General features: G+C 68.8%; 18 protein-coding genes and 1 tRNA gene. 14 read left to right on the top strand and 5 right to left on the bottom strand.

Annotation, left to right across the window (positions count from 1 at the left end; all coding sequences use genetic code 11):
• Positions 1–139: 139 nt before the first annotated feature.
• Both ACE3OU_RS05640 and ACE3OU_RS05635 read right to left on the bottom strand, forming a co-directional pair.
• Positions 140–1,102 carry a hypothetical protein gene (locus tag ACE3OU_RS05640; RefSeq protein ID WP_374240563.1) on the bottom strand — a complete coding sequence of 321 codons (963 nt, stop codon included), beginning with the start codon at positions 1,100–1,102 and terminating at the stop codon, positions 140–142.
• 129 nt (positions 1,103–1,231) lie between these two features.
• On the bottom strand, positions 1,232–1,555 hold the full coding sequence (locus ACE3OU_RS05635; RefSeq protein ID WP_374240658.1) for a hypothetical protein: 324 nt from the start codon (positions 1,553–1,555) through the stop codon (positions 1,232–1,234).
• Here ACE3OU_RS05635 and ACE3OU_RS05630 point away from each other — a divergent pair.
• Complete coding sequence (locus ACE3OU_RS05630; RefSeq protein ID WP_374240656.1) at positions 1,436–1,942, top strand: Bro-N domain-containing protein; 507 nt, start codon at positions 1,436–1,438, stop codon at positions 1,940–1,942. The genes ACE3OU_RS05635 and ACE3OU_RS05630 overlap by 120 nt on opposite strands.
• A 109-nt stretch (positions 1,943–2,051) precedes the next feature.
• On the opposite strand, the gene ACE3OU_RS05625 is transcribed toward ACE3OU_RS05630, so the two are convergent.
• Together ACE3OU_RS05625 and ACE3OU_RS05620 are read right to left on the bottom strand one after the other, a co-directional pair.
• On the bottom strand, positions 2,052–2,198 hold the full coding sequence (locus tag ACE3OU_RS05625) for a hypothetical protein (protein ID WP_374240562.1): 147 nt from the start codon (positions 2,196–2,198) through the stop codon (positions 2,052–2,054).
• Between the two features lie 118 nt (positions 2,199–2,316).
• Positions 2,317–2,392: transfer RNA gene (locus ACE3OU_RS05620), tRNA-Thr, on the bottom strand.
• 149 nt (positions 2,393–2,541) lie between these two features.
• On the opposite strand from ACE3OU_RS05620, the gene ACE3OU_RS05615 reads away from it, so the two are divergent.
• From ACE3OU_RS05615 to ACE3OU_RS05580, 8 genes are all read left to right on the top strand, one after another.
• The gene (locus tag ACE3OU_RS05615; protein ID WP_374240561.1) at positions 2,542–4,080 is read left to right on the top strand and encodes a histidine kinase; all 1,539 of its coding nucleotides are present in this window, start codon (positions 2,542–2,544) and stop codon (positions 4,078–4,080) included.
• Positions 4,077–4,718, top strand: a complete 642-nt coding sequence (locus tag ACE3OU_RS05610) for a response regulator (RefSeq protein ID WP_374240560.1) — start codon at positions 4,077–4,079, stop codon at positions 4,716–4,718. The genes ACE3OU_RS05615 and ACE3OU_RS05610 overlap by 4 nt, the downstream gene beginning before the upstream one ends.
• Before the next feature lie 124 nt (positions 4,719–4,842).
• Entirely contained in the window at positions 4,843–6,639 is a 1,797-nt protein-coding gene (locus tag ACE3OU_RS05605) for a diguanylate cyclase (protein ID WP_374240559.1), read from the top strand.
• Positions 6,640–6,698: 59 nt separating this feature from the next.
• Positions 6,699–7,067 (top strand): hypothetical protein, encoded by a 369-nt coding sequence (locus ACE3OU_RS05600; RefSeq protein ID WP_374240558.1) that lies wholly within the window; start codon positions 6,699–6,701, stop codon positions 7,065–7,067.
• 35 nt (positions 7,068–7,102) lie between these two features.
• Positions 7,103–8,260 carry a hypothetical protein gene (locus tag ACE3OU_RS05595; RefSeq protein WP_374240557.1) on the top strand — a complete coding sequence of 386 codons (1,158 nt, stop codon included), beginning with the start codon at positions 7,103–7,105 and terminating at the stop codon, positions 8,258–8,260.
• A gap of 16 nt (positions 8,261–8,276) precedes the next feature.
• Positions 8,277–9,002 carry a type II secretion system protein gene (locus ACE3OU_RS05590; protein WP_374240556.1) on the top strand — a complete coding sequence of 242 codons (726 nt, stop codon included), beginning with the start codon at positions 8,277–8,279 and terminating at the stop codon, positions 9,000–9,002.
• Between the two features lie 105 nt (positions 9,003–9,107).
• Positions 9,108–10,388 (top strand): adenylate/guanylate cyclase domain-containing protein, encoded by a 1,281-nt coding sequence (locus ACE3OU_RS05585; RefSeq protein ID WP_374240555.1) that lies wholly within the window; start codon positions 9,108–9,110, stop codon positions 10,386–10,388.
• Between the two features lie 104 nt (positions 10,389–10,492).
• A complete protein-coding gene (locus ACE3OU_RS05580) occupies positions 10,493–11,149 on the top strand; it encodes a prepilin-type N-terminal cleavage/methylation domain-containing protein (protein WP_374240554.1) in 657 nt (218 codons plus the stop codon).
• Between the two features lie 163 nt (positions 11,150–11,312).
• Here ACE3OU_RS05580 and ACE3OU_RS05575 read toward each other — a convergent pair whose 3' ends face one another.
• The gene (locus tag ACE3OU_RS05575; RefSeq protein ID WP_374240553.1) at positions 11,313–13,289 is read right to left on the bottom strand and encodes a cation:proton antiporter; all 1,977 of its coding nucleotides are present in this window, start codon (positions 13,287–13,289) and stop codon (positions 11,313–11,315) included.
• Between the two features lie 81 nt (positions 13,290–13,370).
• Here ACE3OU_RS05575 and ACE3OU_RS05570 point away from each other — a divergent pair, with 81 nt between their 5' ends.
• The 5 genes from ACE3OU_RS05570 (at position 13,371) to dinB (ending at position 17,665) form a co-directional block, all read left to right on the top strand.
• The gene (locus tag ACE3OU_RS05570) at positions 13,371–14,363 is read left to right on the top strand and encodes an SIS domain-containing protein (protein ID WP_374240552.1); all 993 of its coding nucleotides are present in this window, start codon (positions 13,371–13,373) and stop codon (positions 14,361–14,363) included.
• Between the two features lie 25 nt (positions 14,364–14,388).
• Positions 14,389–14,973, top strand: coding sequence for an LPS export ABC transporter periplasmic protein LptC (gene lptC, locus ACE3OU_RS05565; RefSeq protein ID WP_374240551.1), 585 nt, complete (start codon positions 14,389–14,391; stop codon positions 14,971–14,973).
• Entirely contained in the window at positions 14,970–15,509 is a 540-nt protein-coding gene (gene lptA / locus ACE3OU_RS05560; protein ID WP_374240550.1) for a lipopolysaccharide transport periplasmic protein LptA, read from the top strand. The genes lptC and lptA overlap by 4 nt, the downstream gene beginning before the upstream one ends.
• 277 nt (positions 15,510–15,786) lie before the next feature.
• On the top strand, positions 15,787–16,350 hold the full coding sequence (gene phaP, locus ACE3OU_RS05555) for a TIGR01841 family phasin (protein WP_374240549.1): 564 nt from the start codon (positions 15,787–15,789) through the stop codon (positions 16,348–16,350).
• A gap of 154 nt (positions 16,351–16,504) precedes the next feature.
• The gene (gene dinB, locus ACE3OU_RS05550) at positions 16,505–17,665 is read left to right on the top strand and encodes a DNA polymerase IV (protein ID WP_374240548.1); all 1,161 of its coding nucleotides are present in this window, start codon (positions 16,505–16,507) and stop codon (positions 17,663–17,665) included.

The following is a 17,665-nucleotide window of genomic DNA, read 5'->3' as shown; positions in this document are numbered from 1 at the left end:
ACACCCTTCACTACCAGGCCGGCGCGGGCACCGCGACAAGCGGTGTAAGCCCAACTTACACCCCTACCGCCCCTCGCACACGGCGGGGATCTCATGCCATGTTGGAGCGGGATTCTGAGCGGCCTGACCGCCTTACATTCTATTGCTGATCGGTCTTGGTGGAGACAGACGCACCATGAGAGGCGACCTTTGCTTTCAGGAGGCTGGTTCGAGCTACGGTCATCTCTGTTTCACAGTTCAGTCTGACGACTTCTCGGTCGGTTTCGCTGGCACCCTCGCCGACTGCGTTCGCCTTTTCCCGGCATTCCAAGTCTCTCTCCTTCAACCAGATCCGCTGTTCCGGTAGCGCTGTTTTTCTGAAGTCGGAAGTCGCTCCATTCCAGACAACGTTGATCTGGTCGTTTGCTTCCTTGATGCCGGACTGCGCCTTTTCAAGGCGGAGACGGTCCTGTTCTTTCTCAAGCTCTTGCCGCTCCTGTGCGATCTTTGCGAGGCGCGCCTGTTCGTCCGCTTGCTCCTTTACTTTCTTCGCTTCTGCCGCCTCAATCAGTGGCTTCACCAAGTTTGCGGCAATCACCTCGGTCACCAGATCCACGGACTTGTTTTTCTTGGCAGTTGAAACATAAACGGTGTTACCGTCGTCTGTTGGCTGAGCTGAATATTCGATGTCACCGAAGGCTGCCCCAGCTTCGTACTTCACATCCAGCGCAGCTGCATAGGTCACGATGTTCGGATAGCCTAACGACTTTCGCACTTTGTCAGCAGCTTCCGCCACGTCCACGGGGATGATGACCTTCATCTCCGCCTCACAAAAGCGCTTCGTGCTGTTCGGGTCCTTCTTCGTTGTGCGTACATGCACAAAATCGATGTTCAGAAGGCTGACCAAGGCCCTGAACTTAGCCGCATCCCATGACAGCGGCTGGCCGTTGACTCCGCTCTGGAGCTCCTTCTTGACCTGATCTTCCAGGCTCTCTTGCACCAAGTCACGAAGGGTAGACTTAGTCATTTCATCACCACAGTTGATCTCGGTGATCTTCTTCTCTTCCGATAAGCATCCTGCTAGCACCAGCGCAGCGATGACCGGGACCGCAATCTTCTTCATTTCGGAACCTCTGATACGCAAGGGGAAAGTCGCAATCCATAGCTTCTCATGCCAACTGCACGTGACGCCATAGATCAAGCGCACTTTTCTTGGTCCTGGCCGCTGCCCAGGTGAGGCCGCCGGCCGTGCTCAAGGCCACGGCGCCGAAGGAGCGGAACTCAATTCCGACCCCTGACCGGATGACCTGAAGGCGCTGATCACCGACGTGCGGGCGCAGATCGAAGCGGCGAGGGCGGCGTGATGGGAGCCGCTATCATTCCTTTCAGGTTCGAGGCGCACGCCGTGCGCGTCCAGGTCGATGAACTCGGGCAGCCGTGGTTCAACGCCAGCGACGTGTGCGCTGCGCTTGACTTCGGAAACCCACGTCAGGCACTTGAGTCGCACGTCGATGCCGATGACGTCCAGAAATTGGACACCATCGACAGTCTCGGCCGGACCCAGCGCGCCAACCACGTCAACGAGTCAGGCCTCTACGCACTGATCCTCGGCAGCACGAAGGACACCGCCAAGCGCTTTAAGCGCTGGGTGACTCACGACGTGCTGCCGACCATCCGCAAGACCGGCGGCTACGCCGGCCGGCGCGACCCTCGAAAGCCTACCCCCCGCCGTCGCCAAGCAGGTAGGCGGCATCATCAAGGCCATCGTGCACAAGGAAGTCGCCGAGGCCCTGTCGCATGCCCTGCCAGCGCTGATCCACGGCGAGATCTCGAAGCAGCGGACCGGGCTGAGGCACGGGGCGACTACGTGCGGGCTGTGCAGGGGCTTATAGGAATTCCTGCACCCCCTTCAACATCGTCAATGACGGGAAGAACAACGGCACCTACGTCGCCCAACACCTGATCTCCGATTTCGGAGAGCTGCCAGCGCACCGCGGCCCGGGCCTCGAAGTGCACCACCAGGGTGTGAGCTGGATTCACACCTTTGATAGAGCAGACGGGCGGACAGTGACCTACTTCCCGATCAACCGCGACGCGAGCCGGCGCCGCTTCTCGGCGGCCCGCTGGCTGTGCTTGACATCCCGGATGAACAAGGCGAACGCAAGGAGCGCCGCACAGACGCAAGCGCCGATGATGGTGATCCCGATGATTCCGTCCAAGGCTACGTGCTTCTGAAGTGTGCCGAACGATGTTCGTCCAGCAGTTACAAAGTGCTTACATCACCACCGAAAGCGAAAAGGCCGACCTTCTAAGATCGGCCTAAACGCTTGATTTTATTGGTGCCGGTGAAAGGAATCGAACCCTCGACCTTCGCATTACAAGTGCGCTGCTCTACCAACTGAGCTACACCGGCAGACATGGGCTCCGCCCCTTGAAGCCCTTCGGGCACCTTGCGGCATGGACGGGAGCCTGAAGGCTGCTCTATTCTTGCGGACAGAGCGCCCCTCAGCAAGCCCGCGATTATAAACAGAACCGCCCGAATAACGTAGCCCGGGAGTTTGAATGCCCGCTGCCCCGAAACCACCCGCCGCCAAACCGCCGATCCGCCTCCTGTTCATCGAGGATGCCGAGGATGACGTGATCCTGCTCCTCCGCCGCTTCCGCGATGCGGGTTACGCGCCGACCTACCGGCAGGTGATGTCGGAAGCGGAGATGAAGGAGGCCCTGTGCGCCGAGCACTGGGATCTGATCCTGTGCGACCACAACCTGCCGGGCTTCAGCGCCCAGGCGGCGCTGCGCCTGATCCAGGAGCTGGCCCTAGACCTCCCCTTCATCATCGTCTCCGGGGTGATGCAGGAGGACGAGGCGATCGCCGCGATGCGCGCCGGCGCCCACGACTACCTCAGCAAGAACAAGCTCGAACGCCTGATCCCGGCCGTCGAACGGGAACTGCGCGAGGCCAGCAACCGCCGCGAGAAGCGGCTCGCCGAACAGACCCTGCGCCAGAGCGAGGCGCGCCTGCGGGCCCTCACCGACAACATCCCCGGGGTGGTCTTCCAGATGAGCTACACCCCCGAGGGGATGCTCGGCTTCCAGTACCTCAGCGAGGCGGCGGCGATGCTCTTCGGGACGCCGGCCGACGAGCTGATCGGCGGCACCGCCGGCTGGATGAGCTGGCTGCTCGACGAGGACGTGCCGGGCTTCACCGAGGCCGCGCGGATCTCCTCCGAGAACCTGTCCACCCTCAACTGGGAGGGGCGCATCCGGCTCGCCAGCGGCGAACTCAAATGGATCAACCTGCGCAGCTCGCCCCGGCTCTCCGAAGCCGGCGCGGTGGTGTGGGAGGGGGTGATGTGGAACATCACCCACAGCAAGCGCGTGGAGGCCGACCTGCGGGAATCCCGCAGCCAGCTGGCGGCCCTCTCCAACCACCTGCAGCGGATCAAGGAAGACGAACGCGAGCGCATCGCCCGCGACGTCCACGACGTGCTCGGAGGAACCCTCGTGGCAATGAAGTTCGAGATGTCGCTGCTCGAGGCAAAGCTCGAGTCCGACCCGGCCCGGGCCCGGGAGCGGGCCCGCAACGTGGGGCGCATGGTGGACGACGCCATCGCCACCGTCGGCCGCGTGACCCGGGAACTGCGCCCCGGCATCCTGAAAGACTTCGGCCTCGCCGCGGCGATCGAATCCCACGGCGAAGACTTCGCCCAGCGCACCGGCATAAGCTGTAACATCCGGTGTACAGATCACGATCTCAACCCCGACTATGACACGTCGCTGGCCCTGTTCCGGGTCTTCCAGGAGGCGCTCACCAACGTCAGCAAGCACGCGCGCGCGACGGCGGTCGACGTCCGCCTGATGCAGGAAGGCGACGAGGTTGTCCTCGAGATTTCCGACAACGGCTGCGGCCTCGCCCCCGCCGATCTGCGCAAGCCCCGCTCCTTCGGCCTGCGCGGCATCCGCGAACGGCTGGCCAGCCTCGGCGGCCGCCTCGACCTGAACCCGGTTACCCCCCAGGGCACGCGCCTCACGCTGCGCGCACCCCTTCTGCCCGCCATGGCAGACGAACATCCGAACACTCACCGGAGTCAGCAAACATGAAGAAGCCCATCCGGGTCCTGATTGCCGACGATCATGCGATCGTGCGACAGGGCCTGCGCCAGATCCTCTCCGACACGCCCGACCTCACCGTGGCCGGCGAAGCCGAGAACGGCGTCCAGGCCGTGCAGATGGTCCGTGCGGGCGACTGGGACGTCGTGCTGATGGACGTCTCGATGCCCGACCGCAACGGCATCGACGCCCTCAAGCTGATCAAGAAGGAATTCCCCCGCCTGCCCGTGCTGATCCTCAGCATGTACCCCGAGGAGCAATACGCCATCCGGGCCCTCAAGGCCGGCGCGGCGGGCTACCTCACCAAGCAGAGCGCCCCCGAACTCCTCGTCACCGCGATCCGCCAGGTGGCCAGCGGCAAGAAATACGTCAGCCCCTCCCTCGCCGAGGAGCTCGCCAACGCCATCGGCGACGACAGCGAGCGCCCTCCCCACGAGAAGCTCTCCGACCGCGAATACCAGACCCTGTGCATGATCGCCTCCGGCAAGACCCCCGCCGAGATCGCCGAGGCGCTCAACCTCAGCGTCAAGACGGTGAGCGTCTACCGTGCCCGCCTGCTCGAGAAGATGAACCTGCGCAACAACGCCGAGCTCACCCACTACGGCCTCAAGCACGGCCTCGCCGAATAAGCCCCCAATATTCCAACAAAGCACCGCGCACGCCCTCAAGCCCGCCGATGGCGCGCCGTTATTCCGGACGATTCCAGCGCAACTCCCGGGGCCCGTTCGCCCGATACTGCAGCGGAATGTCCGAATGCACCCGACACGAGCCCCGATCCAGCACCAGCCCACCATGAGCGATACGCCCCCACCCTCGGACATCGCACGCGAAACCCTGCGCCAGCTGGCCCTGAGGCGTATCGTCCCCACCCCCGACAACTACCGCGCCCTCTACCACGAGATCGCCGGCACGCCGCTCGACGAGGTCTTTCCCGAGCGGCCCCTGCGCCAGCTCGCGGCGGCCCTGCCGCGACACAACCGCGAGGCCCTGCGTGTCGCCCAGGGCGTGGAGGCGGCCATCGCCGCCGCCGACTGGGTGGCGCTGCGCGGCGTGCTGGTCGGAGCCCTGTCGGAAAGCAAGGGCCCGACGCTCAACCTGGGCGCCCTGCTGCGCGACCTGATCACCGAATGGGACCGGCGCCAGGCCGGCCTCACCCAGGCCCGCAAGCGCGAGATGCTCGAGCGCGTGCTGGGCACCTCGAACGTCAACCCCGACACCCTCGCCGAACGCCTGCGCGGCATGCTGCGCAGCTGGTCGCACAGCAGCGACGAGGAGAACGTCGGCATCGAAGTGGCGACGCTCCCCGCCGACGCCGCGCCGCCGCCAACGTCCGCCCCCGACATTCCCGCCGGCAATCCGCCGCTTGCCGAACTGCTGGCGCTGCTGCTCGACGGCATCGCCAGCCATGCCAGCGGCCTGGCCCCCGGCATCGCCGAAGAGGCCCACACGCTGGCCGACGCAGTGCGCGGCAGCGCGCCGCCCCTCGCCCCGGCCGAGTTCATCGAGCGCCTCAAGAAGCTGCGCAGCAAGCTCGACTGGGCGGCCGAAGACCAGCAGGCCGTGCGTGAAGCCCTCCAGCGCGTGCTCCAGCTGATCCTCGAGAACATCAGCGAACTCGTCGTCGAAGACCACTGGCTGCACGGCCAGATGGCGCTGCTCGGCGAGATGTTCGCCCACCCGCTCGACGTGCGGACCCTCGGCGAACTCGAGATCCGCCTGCGCGACGTGATCACCCGCCAGAGCACCCTCAAGCACGAACTCGACGAAGCGCAGAACCGCCTCAAGGAGATGCTCAGCACCTTCGTCGACCGGCTGGGCAGGTTTGCCGACTCGACCGGCGACTACCAGACCCGGATCGAAGAATCCGCCGGACGCATCGCCAGCGCCCGCGACATCTCCGAGCTCACCGACGTCATCGCCGACGTGCTGCGCGACACCCGCGCCGTGCAGGAATCCACCCAGCGCTCCCGCGGCGAGATCGAAGACCTGCGCGAGCAGGCCAACCAGGCCAACGCCGAGATCGCCCGCCTGCAGGCCGAGCTCGAACAGACCAGCGCGCTGATCCGCCACGACCCCCTCACCGGCGTGCTCAACCGCAAGGGGCTCGACGAAGCCCTCAGCCGGGAGGCCGCCTTCGCCCAGCGGCGCGGCACGCCCCTGTGCCTGGGCCTGCTCGACGTGGACAACTTCAAGCAGATCAACGACACCCACGGCCACCAGACTGGCGACGAGGCCCTGCAGCACCTCACCAACGTGATCCGCGAAAACGTCCGGCCGCAGGACTCGGTGGGCCGCTACGGCGGCGAGGAGTTCGTCGTGCTGCTCCCCGACACCGACCTCGACAGCGCCACCGCCGCCCTCGTGCGCCTGCAGCGCGCCCTCACCAAGCGCTTCTTCCTGGCCCGGCAGCAGAAACTGCTGATCACCTTCAGCGCCGGCGTCGCCGAGCTACGCGCCGAGGAGCAGCCGGTGGACGCCATCGACCGCGCCGACAAGGCCATGTACCTCGCCAAGCGCTCGGGCAAGAACCGGGTCATCGCCGCCCCCTGAACTCGCCCCGGCGCAGAGCCTGCCGCCCCCGGGCGGAAGCATGCTAAATTGTTGGCGTCATGCAAACGTATTCGACGCCCGAACACCTGGCCGCGCCTGCGCTCCGCCTCTCCATCGCGCTCCTGCTGCTGTCCGCCCCCCTGCAGCCCTGTCGGGCCGAGGCCCTCGGGCGCCTGTTCTTCACCCCCGCCGAACGCGCCGCGATTGACCACCCGCCCGCAACCCACGCCACGGCGGCGCCTCCGCCACGGCTGGACGGCATCGTGAGCCCACGCAGCGGCACACCCACGCTCTTCGTCGACGGTCGGGCCCGTCCGGCCATTCCGCAGCAGATCCGCCTCGATGAGGCCTCGGCCGAGGTCCCCGGCCCGGACGGGCGCCGCCACCGACTGCGCGTCGGCGCCCCGCCCGACGCGCCCACCCCCTGATGGGCCCGGGCCGCCGCCGGCTCCGCGAGCGGGGCATGGTCCTGCCAGCGCTGCTCGTGCTCGCCGCCCTCGGCGCCGCCGGCTGGCTGCTGTCGCAACAGACCAGCGCCGCCACCCGCCAGCTGCGCCAGGACATGCAGACCGCCCAGGCCCTGGCCGTGGCCCGCGAAGCCCTCATCGGCTTTGCCGTCACCTATCGCAACCGGGAACACCCCACCGCCGACTTCGGCTACCTGCCCTGCCCCGATCTCGATGGCGACGGCTCGTCGGAGACCTGCGGCGCCAAGGACCAGGCCAGCGTCGGCCGCCTGCCCTATCTCACGCTCAACCTGCCCGACCTGCGCGACGGCGCCGGCGAGTGCCTGTGGTATGCCGTCGGCGGCGGCATCAAGAACAACCCGAAGCCCGACATTCTCAACTGGGACAGCAGCGGCCGCTTCCGCCTCCACGACGCCACCGGCACCGTCGTCCCCCTGCCGGGCGATCCGGCCGGCCTCGCCGCCGCGGTCGTGATCGCCGCCGGGCCGGCGCTGCCCGGCCAGGAGCGCAGCGCCGGCCCCGCCCGCTGTGGCGGGGACCCGGAGGCCCGCCATATCCGGCACTACGTCGAGGCCCTCGGCGCCACCGGGGGCAGCGACGTCATCGACGTGCGCCCCGAGCCCGGCGGCAACGACCGCATCGCCACCATCACCACCGGCGACATCTACCGTCAGCTCAAGCGCCGCAGCAGCTACGGCCCGTACCTGCAGGGCCTGCTCCAGGCCATCGCCGCCTGCCTGGGCCGGAGCCCGCTGCCGGCGGTGGTGGCCCCGGAACCCCTCGGCCCCGTCGTGCTGGGCCGCCTGCCGCCGCTCGAACAGCTCGGCGGCCCGTGCCGCAACGCCGATCTGCGCGACGCCACCGCCAACTGGGCCGAAACGATGCGCTACGCCCGCTGCCGGGACGGCAGCGACTGCCTCGTCGGCACCGCCGGGCGCTGCCGCGGGGCGCTGATCTTCGGCGGAGAGTCCGCCGGCGGCAGCCAGCCCCGCCTCACCCCGGCCGATCGGCAGGTCACCCCCCACTACCTCGAAGCCCCCACCCTCGCCGCGCTCAGCGCCGGCCGCCTGGCCGGGCTGGCCGAGCGCATCGAGCTCCCCTTCGGCAGCGCCGACGCCGCGGCCTCCACCGACGTCGCCCTCTGCATCCCCTGACCCCCGCCCCTCTCCCATGCCACGCCCTTCACGCCGCCCCGCCGGCTTCACCCTGGTCGAGATGGCCATCGTGCTGCTGATCCTCACCCTGCTGGCCGGCAGCCTCACCGCCGGGCTGTCGGCCCACCTGGCCCGCCGCGCCGAGGCGGCCACCGACGCCGCCCTCGACGAAGCCCGCGACGCCCTGCTCGGCCACGTGGTGCGCAAGGGCTACTTCCCCTGCCCCGCCAGGAGCGCCACCGACGGCAGCGAAGACCGCCAGGACGCCCGCAGCTGCCGCAAGAACGTCGGCCTGCTGCCCTGGGCCACCCTCGGCATCCCCGGCGTGGATGGCTGGTCGCGGCGCCTGCGCTACGCGGTCGGCCGGGAGTACGTGTGGGACATCCGCCACACCGTGGCCGGCGAGAAGGCCAACCTGGCCGATGGCGACATCGACATCAAGACCCGCAACCTCGACGGCACCGAGCTCTTCCTCACCACCGACGGCGGACGCACCCCGGTGGTCATCCTCTCCCATGGCGCCAACGGGCTCGGCGCCACCGACCAGGACGGCAACGCCCTCGCCCCGCCCGCCGCCGGCAGCGACGAAGCCCGCAACGCCAGCCCCGACGGCCGGCTGTTCTACGCCCGGCCACCGTCCGAGAACCCCGCGGCGCCCGGCGGCGCCTTCGACGACCGGGTGAGCTGGCTCTCGCCCAACCTCATCGCCCATCGCCTGATCAGCGCCGGCCGCCTTCCCTGAGCCTCGCCCGGCGACACACATTTCCCCCAAGTGACGGATCGGCGGTATTGACCCGGCTTTCCCGGCAGCGTGACACTTCCCGTCCCCAGCCCGCCAGGAACCCGCATGCCGGCCACCGAGGCCTCCCCCAGCACCGCCCCCGCCGCACTGAAACGACTCCTCCACGCGGGGGTGGCGGCGCAGGACCCGGAGGAGCTGCGCCTGAGCAAGGTGCTGCTCAACCTCGGCAACCTGCTCTTCGTGCTGGCGGTGCTGCTGTGGCTGGCCGTGTGCCGGGCCGTGACGCCGGGCTTTCCGGTGCTCACGACGCTGGCGGTGGCGGGGCTGAGCCTCGCCAACCTGCTGCTTTTTGCCGGCCACCGCGGGTTTGCCCCCTACCGGTTCATCCAGCTCGCCCTGCTGCTGGCCTTTCCCGCCGTCGCCCTGCACGACGCGGCCCCCCTCCCCGGCACCTCGGGCCTCGCCCTGTGGGGCCTGCTGGCGCCGGCCACCGCGCTGCTGAGCGAGCGCGCGGCCGGGTCGACGGGGTGGTTTGCCGGCTTCCTGCTGGCCACCGCGCTGACGGCAGGGCAGCCCCGGCCCGAGGGCGAACCGGCGGCCTTCCCCGCCCTCCACATCGCCCTCGTCTCCTCGGTGCTGTACCTGCAGCTGCGCCACGCCCAGGGCCGGCGCAGCAAGACCCGCGAGAAGCTGGCGGACGCCCATCACCAGCTGCGCCTCGAGAAGGAACGCTCCGAGCGGCTGCTGCTCAACATCCTGCCGGCGCCGATCGCCGCCCGCCTGAAGGACAACGCGGGCACCCTCGCCGACGGCCACCCGGAGGCGGTGGTGATGTTCGCCGACATCGTCGACTACACCCGCATCGCCAGCGGCATGGCGCCGGTGGCGGTGTTCGAGATGCTCAACCGCATCTTCTGCCGCTTCGACGAGCTATGCGAAACCCACGGCCTCGAACGCATCAAGACCATCGGTGACGGCTACATGGTGGCGGGCGGGCTGCACGCCCACCCCCGGCAGGCCCACGCCGCGATGGCCGCCCTGGCCCTCGACATGCAGGCCGCCCTGCGCGACCACAGCTTCACCGACGGGCTCGCCCTGCAGCTGCGCATCGGCATCGCCACCGGGCCGGTGGTGGCTGGCGTCGTCGGGCGCGGGCGCTTCATCTACGACCTGTGGGGCGACACCGTCAATCTCGCCCATCGCCTGTGCACCGAAGGCGACCCCGGCGTGATCCAGTGCGACGGCCGGACCTTCGAGCGCCTCGGCGACGCGTTCGTGTTCGCCAGGCCGATCCTGCTCCTGCTGAAGGGCAAGGGCTATGTGCCGGTGTACCGCCTGCGCGGCCCGCGCATCCTCGCCAGGCCCCGCCCCGGCCGCAACGCCTGAGGATCGCCCCAGCCAAAACCCATTTGCATCAAACATCCCTCCTGGCATATATTCGGAGGCGTCGGCACCCCTGCCGGGTGCCGGCTTGCTTCGAGGGAGATGCCATGAACAACAGGCAACAAGGCTTCACGCTGGTCGAGATCGCCGTGGTGATGGTCATCATCGGGCTCCTGCTCGGTGGCGTGCTGAAGGGGCAGGAGCTGATCAACAGCGCCAAGGTGAAGAGCGTCATCAACGACTTCCGCAACACCTCCACCCACGTCTTCGGCTACCAGGACCGCTTCCGCGCGATGCCCGGCGACGACCCCGGCGTCGCCAACCGGCTGGCCGGGGCGGTGCGGGCCAGCACCGGCGGCACCACCGGCAACGGGCGCATCGACGGCGCCTGGAACTCCGTCACCCCCACCGACGAGACGGTGCTCCTCTGGCAACACGTCCGCCTCGCCAACCTGGCCACCGGGGACGGGCGCAGCCCCGCCGCCGAAGGCATCGTGCTCACCGACTGGCTGCCGCGCAACGCCGCCGGCGGGCGCATCGGCGTCACCGGCGCGCCGCCCGTCGCGGGCTGGGGCGGCACCTTCTTCATCTGCCAGGACAACCTCCCGGGCAGCTTCGCGCGCCAGATCGACATCGCCATGGACGACGGCCTGCCGGCCAGCGGAACCGTCCGCCTGCTGGCCAGCGGCGCCAGCAGCGGCACCGCGATCACCCCGGCCGAGCTGAACGACGGCGGGCTGTATACGGTCTGCGCAGCGTATTGAGAAAGAAGGAACGCCCGCCACCGCCCAGGCAGGCCCGGCAGAACCCGCAGCGGGCCGGCGGTTCACCACCACGGCCCCACGGCAAGGCAGGCAAGACCGAGCACCCCAAGGCCCGGGGGAAACGTGAGACGCCCCCGCCCAGGACGGCAGCGGCGCGAGGGCCTCAGAGCCCCTTGAAGAGGCGCGTCTCGGCGTTGGCCAGCTGCGAGGGCGTGCCCAGCATCACCAGCACGTCCTCCAGGTCCAGCCGGGTGTCGACGGCGGGCTCGACGATGCGGACGCGCTGCCGGCGCAGGGCGCTCACCTCGACGCCCAGCTCCTGGAGGCGCAGGTCGGCGAGGGTCTTGCCGATGGCGTAGGCGCCGGCGTCGAGCGCCACCGAGTGCAGACGGATCTGCTGACGCTCCTCCAGGGTCTCGCCGTGGCTGACCTCGCCGCCCCGGTAGAAGCCGCGCAGCAGGTGGTAACGCTCGGCGCGGATCTCCCGGATGCGCTTGAGGATGCGCGGCAGCGGCACGCCCACCAGCGCCAGCGCATGGGAGGCCAGCATCAGCGACGACTCCACCGCCTCCGGCACCACCTCGGCGGCCCCGGCCTCACGGAGCTTGTCCAGGTCCACCTCGTCGGCGGTGCGGACCACCACCGGCACGGTCGGGCGGATCGCCCGCACCTGGCTCATCGCCCGCAGCGCGGCATCGGTGTCGGCATAGGTGATCACCACCACCGAGGCGCGGGCGATGCCGGCGGCGATCAGCGTCTCGCGCTTGGCCGCATCGCCGAACACCACCGTCTCGCCGGCGGCGGCGGCCTCGCGCACCCGCTCCGGGTCGAGGTCGAGGGCGATGTAGGTGATCCCCTCCTGCTCGAGCAGGCGGCCGAGGTACTGGCCGTTACGGCCGAAGCCGCACAGGATCGCGTGCTTGTCGACGAACATCGACTGGGTGGCGATGCTGGTGAGTTGCAGCGAACGGCTCATCCACTCGGAGGGCACCAGGCGCAGCACGATCTTCTCGCTCGCCTGGACGATCAGCGGCGCCAGCAGCATCGACAGCACCAGCGCGGCAACCACCACCTGCGACAGGGCCGGCGACAGCAGCCGGGCCTGATCGACCTGGGACAGCAGCACGAAGCCGAACTCGCCCCCCGCGCACAGCCACAACCCGGTACGCGCCGCCGTGCCCTGGGCGCTGCCGAACACCCGCGACGCCGCCCCGGCGATCACGAACTTGCCCACCAGCAGCGCCGCCAGCATCGCCAGCACCGCCGGCAGGCTGAGGAGGATCCGCCCCACGTCGAGGAACATCCCCACCGTCACGAAGAACAGGCCCAGCAGCACGTCGCGGAAGGGCTTGATGTCCTCCTCCACGTGATAGCGGTACTCGGTCTCGGAAATCAGCATGCCGGCCAGGAAAGCCCCCAGCGCCAGCGACAGGCCCGCCAGCTCGGTCAGCCAGGCGAGACCCAGGGTGATGAACAGCACGTTGAGCATGAACAGCTCGGCCGACTTCTGGCGCGCCACCCGAAAGAACCAGGCGCGCATCAGGCGCTGCCCGAAGAACAGCACCAGCCCCAGCACCACCACGGCCTTCACGGTGGCCAGCGCCAGGGTCTCGAACAGCACGTCGGCCGGCTTGGAGAGCGCCGGGATCAGGATCAGCAGCGGCACCACCGCGAGATCCTGGAACAGCAGCACGCCGATGGTCTCGCGGCCGTGCTTGGAATCGAGCTCGACGCGGTCCGACAGCAGCTTGGAGAGGATCGCCGTGGACGACATCGCCAGCGTCCCGCCCAGGGCGAAGGCCGCCCCCCAGCCGAGCCCGGCCACCGCCCCGACCCCCATCACCAGCCCTATCGAGGCCAGCACCTGGAAGGCCCCCAGCCCGAACACGATGCGCTTCATGCTGAAGAGCCGCGGCAAGGAAAACTCCAGCCCGATCGTGAACATCAGGAACACCACCCCGAACTCCGCCAGGTAGCGGGCCCCGTCGGTGTCGGCCACCAGATTCATCGCGTGGGGCCCGACCGCCGCCCCGACCATCAGATAACCGAGGACCGGCGGCAGGTTGAGGGACCGGAAGATTCCGACCACCAGCACCGCACCGGCAAGGAGGGCGAGGACCAGCTCGAGGGTATTGACCATAGAGGCGAAGGGAGGCGGCCCGAAAAGGGGCGGAATAGTCGTTCTGCTATACTTCGACGCCCGGATTATAACCACGCCTCCATGAGCTCCACCCCGATCGCCGCCGCGCCGGCCCACATTCTGGACCTCGCCCGCCGCGTCCTCGAAATCGAGGCCGACGCCGTCCGCGCCCTGGCCGACCGGCTCGGTGACGCCTTCACGCAGGCGGTCGGCCTGATTCTCGCGTCCCGGGGGCGGGTCATCGTGTCCGGGGTCGGCAAATCGGGCCACATCGGCCGCAAGTTCGCCGCCACCCTCGCCAGCACCGGCACGCCCGCATATTTCGTGCACGCCGCCGAAGCCGCCCACGGCGATCTAGGCATGATCACCGCCGACGACGTGCTGATCGCCCTGTCCTACTCCGGTTCCGGCGAGGAGCTGCTGAAGATCGTCCCGCTGATCAAGCGCCAGGGCGCCCGGCTGATCGCCCTCACGGGCAACCCCGATTCGCCCCTCGCCCGCGAAGCCGACGTGCACCTCGACGGCGCCGTGCGCGAGGAGGCCTGCCCCCTCAACCTCGCCCCGACCGCCAGCACCACCGCCGCCCTGGCCCTCACCGACGCCCTCGCGGTGGCCCTGCTCGACGCCCGCGGCTTCGGCGCCGACGACTTCGCCCGCTCCCACCCCGGCGGCGCCCTCGGCCGCCGCCTGCTGACCCACGTCTCCGACGTGATGCGCAGCGGCACGGCGGTGCCCCGGGTGCCGGAAGGCGCCCTGCTCGCCGACGCGCTGATGGAGATGACCCGCGCCGGCATGGGCATGACCGCCATCATCGGCGACGACGGGCGCATCGTCGGCATCTACACCGACGGCGACCTGCGCCGCTCCCTCGCCAGCGGCTGCGATTTCGGCACCGCCCGGGTGGCCGACGTGATGAGCCGCGGCCCCCGGACCATCGCCCCCGAAGCCCTCGCCGTGCAAGCCGCCGAGATGATGGAGCGCCTGCGCATCAGCCAGCTCCTGGTGGCCGATCCGGCGGGCCGACTGGTCGGCGCCCTCAACCACCACGACCTGATGCTCGCGAAGGTCATCTGATGCCCCAGCCAGGCGCCCGCGCACGATGAGAGATCGCAGCCACAGCCTCTTTCCGGCCCTCCTGCTGACCCTGCTCGCCGGCGTCTCCGTGTGGCTCGACCGGGTCACCCAGCAGGAGCCGGTCGCCAGGACGGACAAGACCCGCCACGAGGCCGACTTCTCCGCCGACAAGATCACCCTGCACCGCTTCGACCAGACCGGCAAGATCCAGTACGTCCTGGTGGCCGACAGCATGGTGCACTATGCCGACGACGAATCCTCCGAGCTCAAGAATCCGCGCCTCAACTACCTCAACCGGCCCGAGCCGGTGTGGATCGAGTCGCGCTTCGCCGCGGTGAACAAGGACGGCAGCACGGTGCACCTCACCGACGACGTCCTGGTACGCCGCGCCGCCCACGACGGCAAGCCCGAATCCACGCTGCGCACCGAACAGATGACGGTCTGGCCCGACGACGAGAAGATGCGCGCCGACAAGCCCGTCACCCTCACCCAGGGCCAGACCGTCATCAACGCCGAACGCATGGAAAGCGACAACATCGTCGGCGAAGTCCGCCTGCAGGGTCAGGTCCGCGGAATCCTCTACCGAAACGCCCCGACGCAGAAACCATGAAAATCGTCCCCCTCGCCCTCGCCGCCCTGCTGAGCCTGGCTGCGGCCCCGTCCCACGCCGAAAAGGCCGACCGGAGCAAGCCCGTCAACATCGAGGCAGACCGGGTCACGGTCGACGACAAGAACAAGATCCACATCTTCGAGGGCCACGTCGTGCTCACCCAGGGCACCCTGACCCTGCGCAGCGACAAGCTGGTGGTCACCCAGGATCTCGAAGGCTACCAGCGCGGCGTCGCCACCGGCGGCGAAGGCGGCCTGGCGCGCTTCCGCCAGAAGCGCGAAGGCAAGAACGAGTGGGTCGAAGGCGAAGGCGAACGGATCGAGCACGACGCGCGCAGCGAGCTGTCGCAGTTCTTCCAGCGCGCCTACGTGAAGAGCGGCGAGGACGAAGTGCGCGGCCAGTACATCCAGTTCAACGGCCTCACCGAGACCTACCTGGTCACCAACGGCCCCAACGCCACCACCGTGCCGGCCCAGCAGGGACGCGTCCAGGTGACCATCCAGCCCAAGAAGAAAGACGCCCCCGCCAAGCCCTGAAACCGCCCGGAAGCCCTCGCCGCCGGGGACTCCGCGGGGCCGTCTGCCACCCCCTTCGGGGCATCCTGGAGGAGCACCGAAAAATCAATACAAGCAGTTGTTTTCAAAAAGATTAAGCTTGACTTAAATATTTTTGTGCAACGCACCAAAAAGTGGTTGACAGTGCTTTTCGAGTGAATATAATTCAAATCAATGCTGCGTCGCACCAAAAGGTCCGCGCCCAGCCTGAGAATTCGGTTTCACCAATTCACGCATCAATTCACTTCAGGAGCTTGTCATGACCACCACCCCCGAGCAAATCGTTGCCGCCAACAAAGCCAACGTCGAAACCCTGCTGACCCTGGCCAACACCGCCTTCGCCAGCGCCGAGCGCATCGCCGCCCTGAACCTGAACACCGCCCGTGCCGTGCTGGAAGACACCGTCGCTTCCGCCAAGGCCCTGATGGCCGCCAAGGACGTGCAAGAGCTGCTGGCCCTGCAGAGCTCCCTGGCCCAGCCGGTGGTCGAGAAGGCCGTCGCCTACTCCCGCAGCATCTACGAGATCGCTTCCCAGACCCAGGAAGAAGTCTCCAAGCTGTTCGAAGCCCAAGTCGCTGAAGCCAACAAGACCTTCGCCGCCGCCCTCGACAAGGCTGCCAAGTCCGCTCCGGCCGGCTCCGACGTCGCCGTCGCTGCCGTGAAGTCCGCCATCGCCGCCGCCAACTCCGCCTACGACAGCGTGACCAAGGCCGCCAAGCAAGTCGCCGAGATCGCCGAAGCCAACGTTGCCGCTGCCACCAGCGCCACCGTCAAGGCCGTCAGCGCCTCCACCCCGGTCAAGTCCTCCAAGAAGGTTGCCTGATCACGGCATCCTTCCCGGACGGTGATGCCCCCGGGCATCACCTGACTGGCACCACGGCCCGCCCTGCCCTGCAGCGCGGGCCGTCTGCTTTGCGGGGCCGCCGAAGTGGCCGGCTCTGATGCACAATGGGGGTCCTGCGGTTCCGTCCCTCCCCATGCCTCCCCTGCCCCGCAGCATCGCCCACCTGGACATGGACGCCTTCTTCGCGTCCGTCGAGCTGTTGCGCTATCCCCAGCTGCGCGGCCGGGCGGTCGTCGTGGGCGGGCGCCGCGCCACGGCCCCCATCGAGGGCGACCACTTCCCCCACCTGCGCGGCTACAGCGGCCGCGGCGTGATCACCACCGCCACCTACGAAGCCCGCACCCTGGGTGTGCACTCGGGCATGGGCCTGATGAAAGCCGCCCAGCTCGCCCCCGACGCCGTCCTGCTGCCGGCCGACTTCGACGCCTACCGCCATTACTCCCGCCTCTTCAAGCGCGCCGCCCGGGCCCTCGCGCCGCAGCTCGAGGACCGCGGCATCGACGAGATCTACCTCGACCTCACCCCGCTCAACCCCGGCGGCAGCCGTGAAGGCGCCCGCGCCCTGGCCCTCGAGCTGCAGCAGGCGGTGCGCACCGCCACCGGGCTGTCGTGTTCGCTCGGGGTGGCGCCCAACAAGCTGCTCGCCAAGCTGTGCTCCGACCTCGACAAGCCCGCCGGCATCACCATCGTCGCCGCGGAGGACATCCCCGCGCGCATCTGGCCGCTGCCGGCCAAGCGCATCAACGGCATCGGACCGAAGGCCGCGGCGCGCCTCGAGGGCCTCGGCATCGCCACCATCGGGCAGCTCGCCGCCGCCGACCCGGCCTGGCTGCAGGCCCACTTCGGCGCCCGCTACGGGCAATGGCTGCACGACGCCGCCAACGGCCGCGACGACCGCCCGGTGGTGACCGAGCGGGAGCCCAAGAGCCTGTCCCGCGAGACCACCTTCGAGCGCGACCTCCATCCGCGCCTCGACAGGGCTGAACTCTCCGAACGCTTCACCCGTCTATGCGAGCAGCTCGCCGACGACCTGGCGCGCAAGGGCTACGTGGGGAAGACGATCGGCCTCAAGCTGCGCTTCGACAACTTCCACACCGTCACCCGCGACCAGACGCTCCCCGCCCCCACCGGCGACGCCCGACGGATCCGCCGGGCCGCCGGCGAGTGCGCCCGGCGCGTGCCGCTGGAGCGGCGCATCCGCCTGCTGGGCGTGCGGGTCTCCGGCCTTTCCCGGCGCGACGCCCTGCCCGAGGCGCCCCCCGAGCCCCCCGCCCAGGCCGAACTCTTCGCCTGA

The organism is Zoogloea sp., assembly GCF_041908905.1.
In the GTDB taxonomy this organism is placed as follows: domain Bacteria; phylum Pseudomonadota; class Gammaproteobacteria; order Burkholderiales; family Rhodocyclaceae; genus Zoogloea.
Note: the sequence above shows the minus strand (reverse complement) of the source record. Positions and strands in the feature narration are given on the sequence as shown.

Excerpts from the sequence above, each read along its gene's own strand:
- ACE3OU_RS05640 (WP_374240563.1), bottom strand. The coding sequence starts at position 1,102 with ATGAAGAAGATTGCGGTCCCGGTCATCGCTGCGCTGGTGCTAGCAGGA.
- ACE3OU_RS05615 (WP_374240561.1), top strand. The coding sequence starts at position 2,542 with ATGCCCGCTGCCCCGAAACCACCCGCCGCCAAACCGCCGATCCGCCTC.
- ACE3OU_RS05610 (WP_374240560.1), top strand. The coding sequence starts at position 4,077 with ATGAAGAAGCCCATCCGGGTCCTGATTGCCGACGATCATGCGATCGTG.
- ACE3OU_RS05605 (WP_374240559.1), top strand. The coding sequence starts at position 4,843 with ATGCACCCGACACGAGCCCCGATCCAGCACCAGCCCACCATGAGCGAT.
- ACE3OU_RS05600 (WP_374240558.1), top strand. The coding sequence starts at position 6,699 with ATGCAAACGTATTCGACGCCCGAACACCTGGCCGCGCCTGCGCTCCGC.
- ACE3OU_RS05595 (WP_374240557.1), top strand. The coding sequence starts at position 7,103 with ATGGTCCTGCCAGCGCTGCTCGTGCTCGCCGCCCTCGGCGCCGCCGGC.
- ACE3OU_RS05590 (WP_374240556.1), top strand. The coding sequence starts at position 8,277 with ATGCCACGCCCTTCACGCCGCCCCGCCGGCTTCACCCTGGTCGAGATG.
- ACE3OU_RS05585 (WP_374240555.1), top strand. The coding sequence starts at position 9,108 with ATGCCGGCCACCGAGGCCTCCCCCAGCACCGCCCCCGCCGCACTGAAA.
- ACE3OU_RS05580 (WP_374240554.1), top strand. The coding sequence starts at position 10,493 with ATGAACAACAGGCAACAAGGCTTCACGCTGGTCGAGATCGCCGTGGTG.
- ACE3OU_RS05575 (WP_374240553.1), bottom strand. The coding sequence starts at position 13,289 with ATGGTCAATACCCTCGAGCTGGTCCTCGCCCTCCTTGCCGGTGCGGTG.
- ACE3OU_RS05570 (WP_374240552.1), top strand. The coding sequence starts at position 13,371 with ATGAGCTCCACCCCGATCGCCGCCGCGCCGGCCCACATTCTGGACCTC.
- lptC (WP_374240551.1), top strand. The coding sequence starts at position 14,389 with ATGAGAGATCGCAGCCACAGCCTCTTTCCGGCCCTCCTGCTGACCCTG.
- lptA (WP_374240550.1), top strand. The coding sequence starts at position 14,970 with ATGAAAATCGTCCCCCTCGCCCTCGCCGCCCTGCTGAGCCTGGCTGCG.
- phaP (WP_374240549.1), top strand. The coding sequence starts at position 15,787 with ATGACCACCACCCCCGAGCAAATCGTTGCCGCCAACAAAGCCAACGTC.
- dinB (WP_374240548.1), top strand. The coding sequence starts at position 16,505 with ATGCCTCCCCTGCCCCGCAGCATCGCCCACCTGGACATGGACGCCTTC.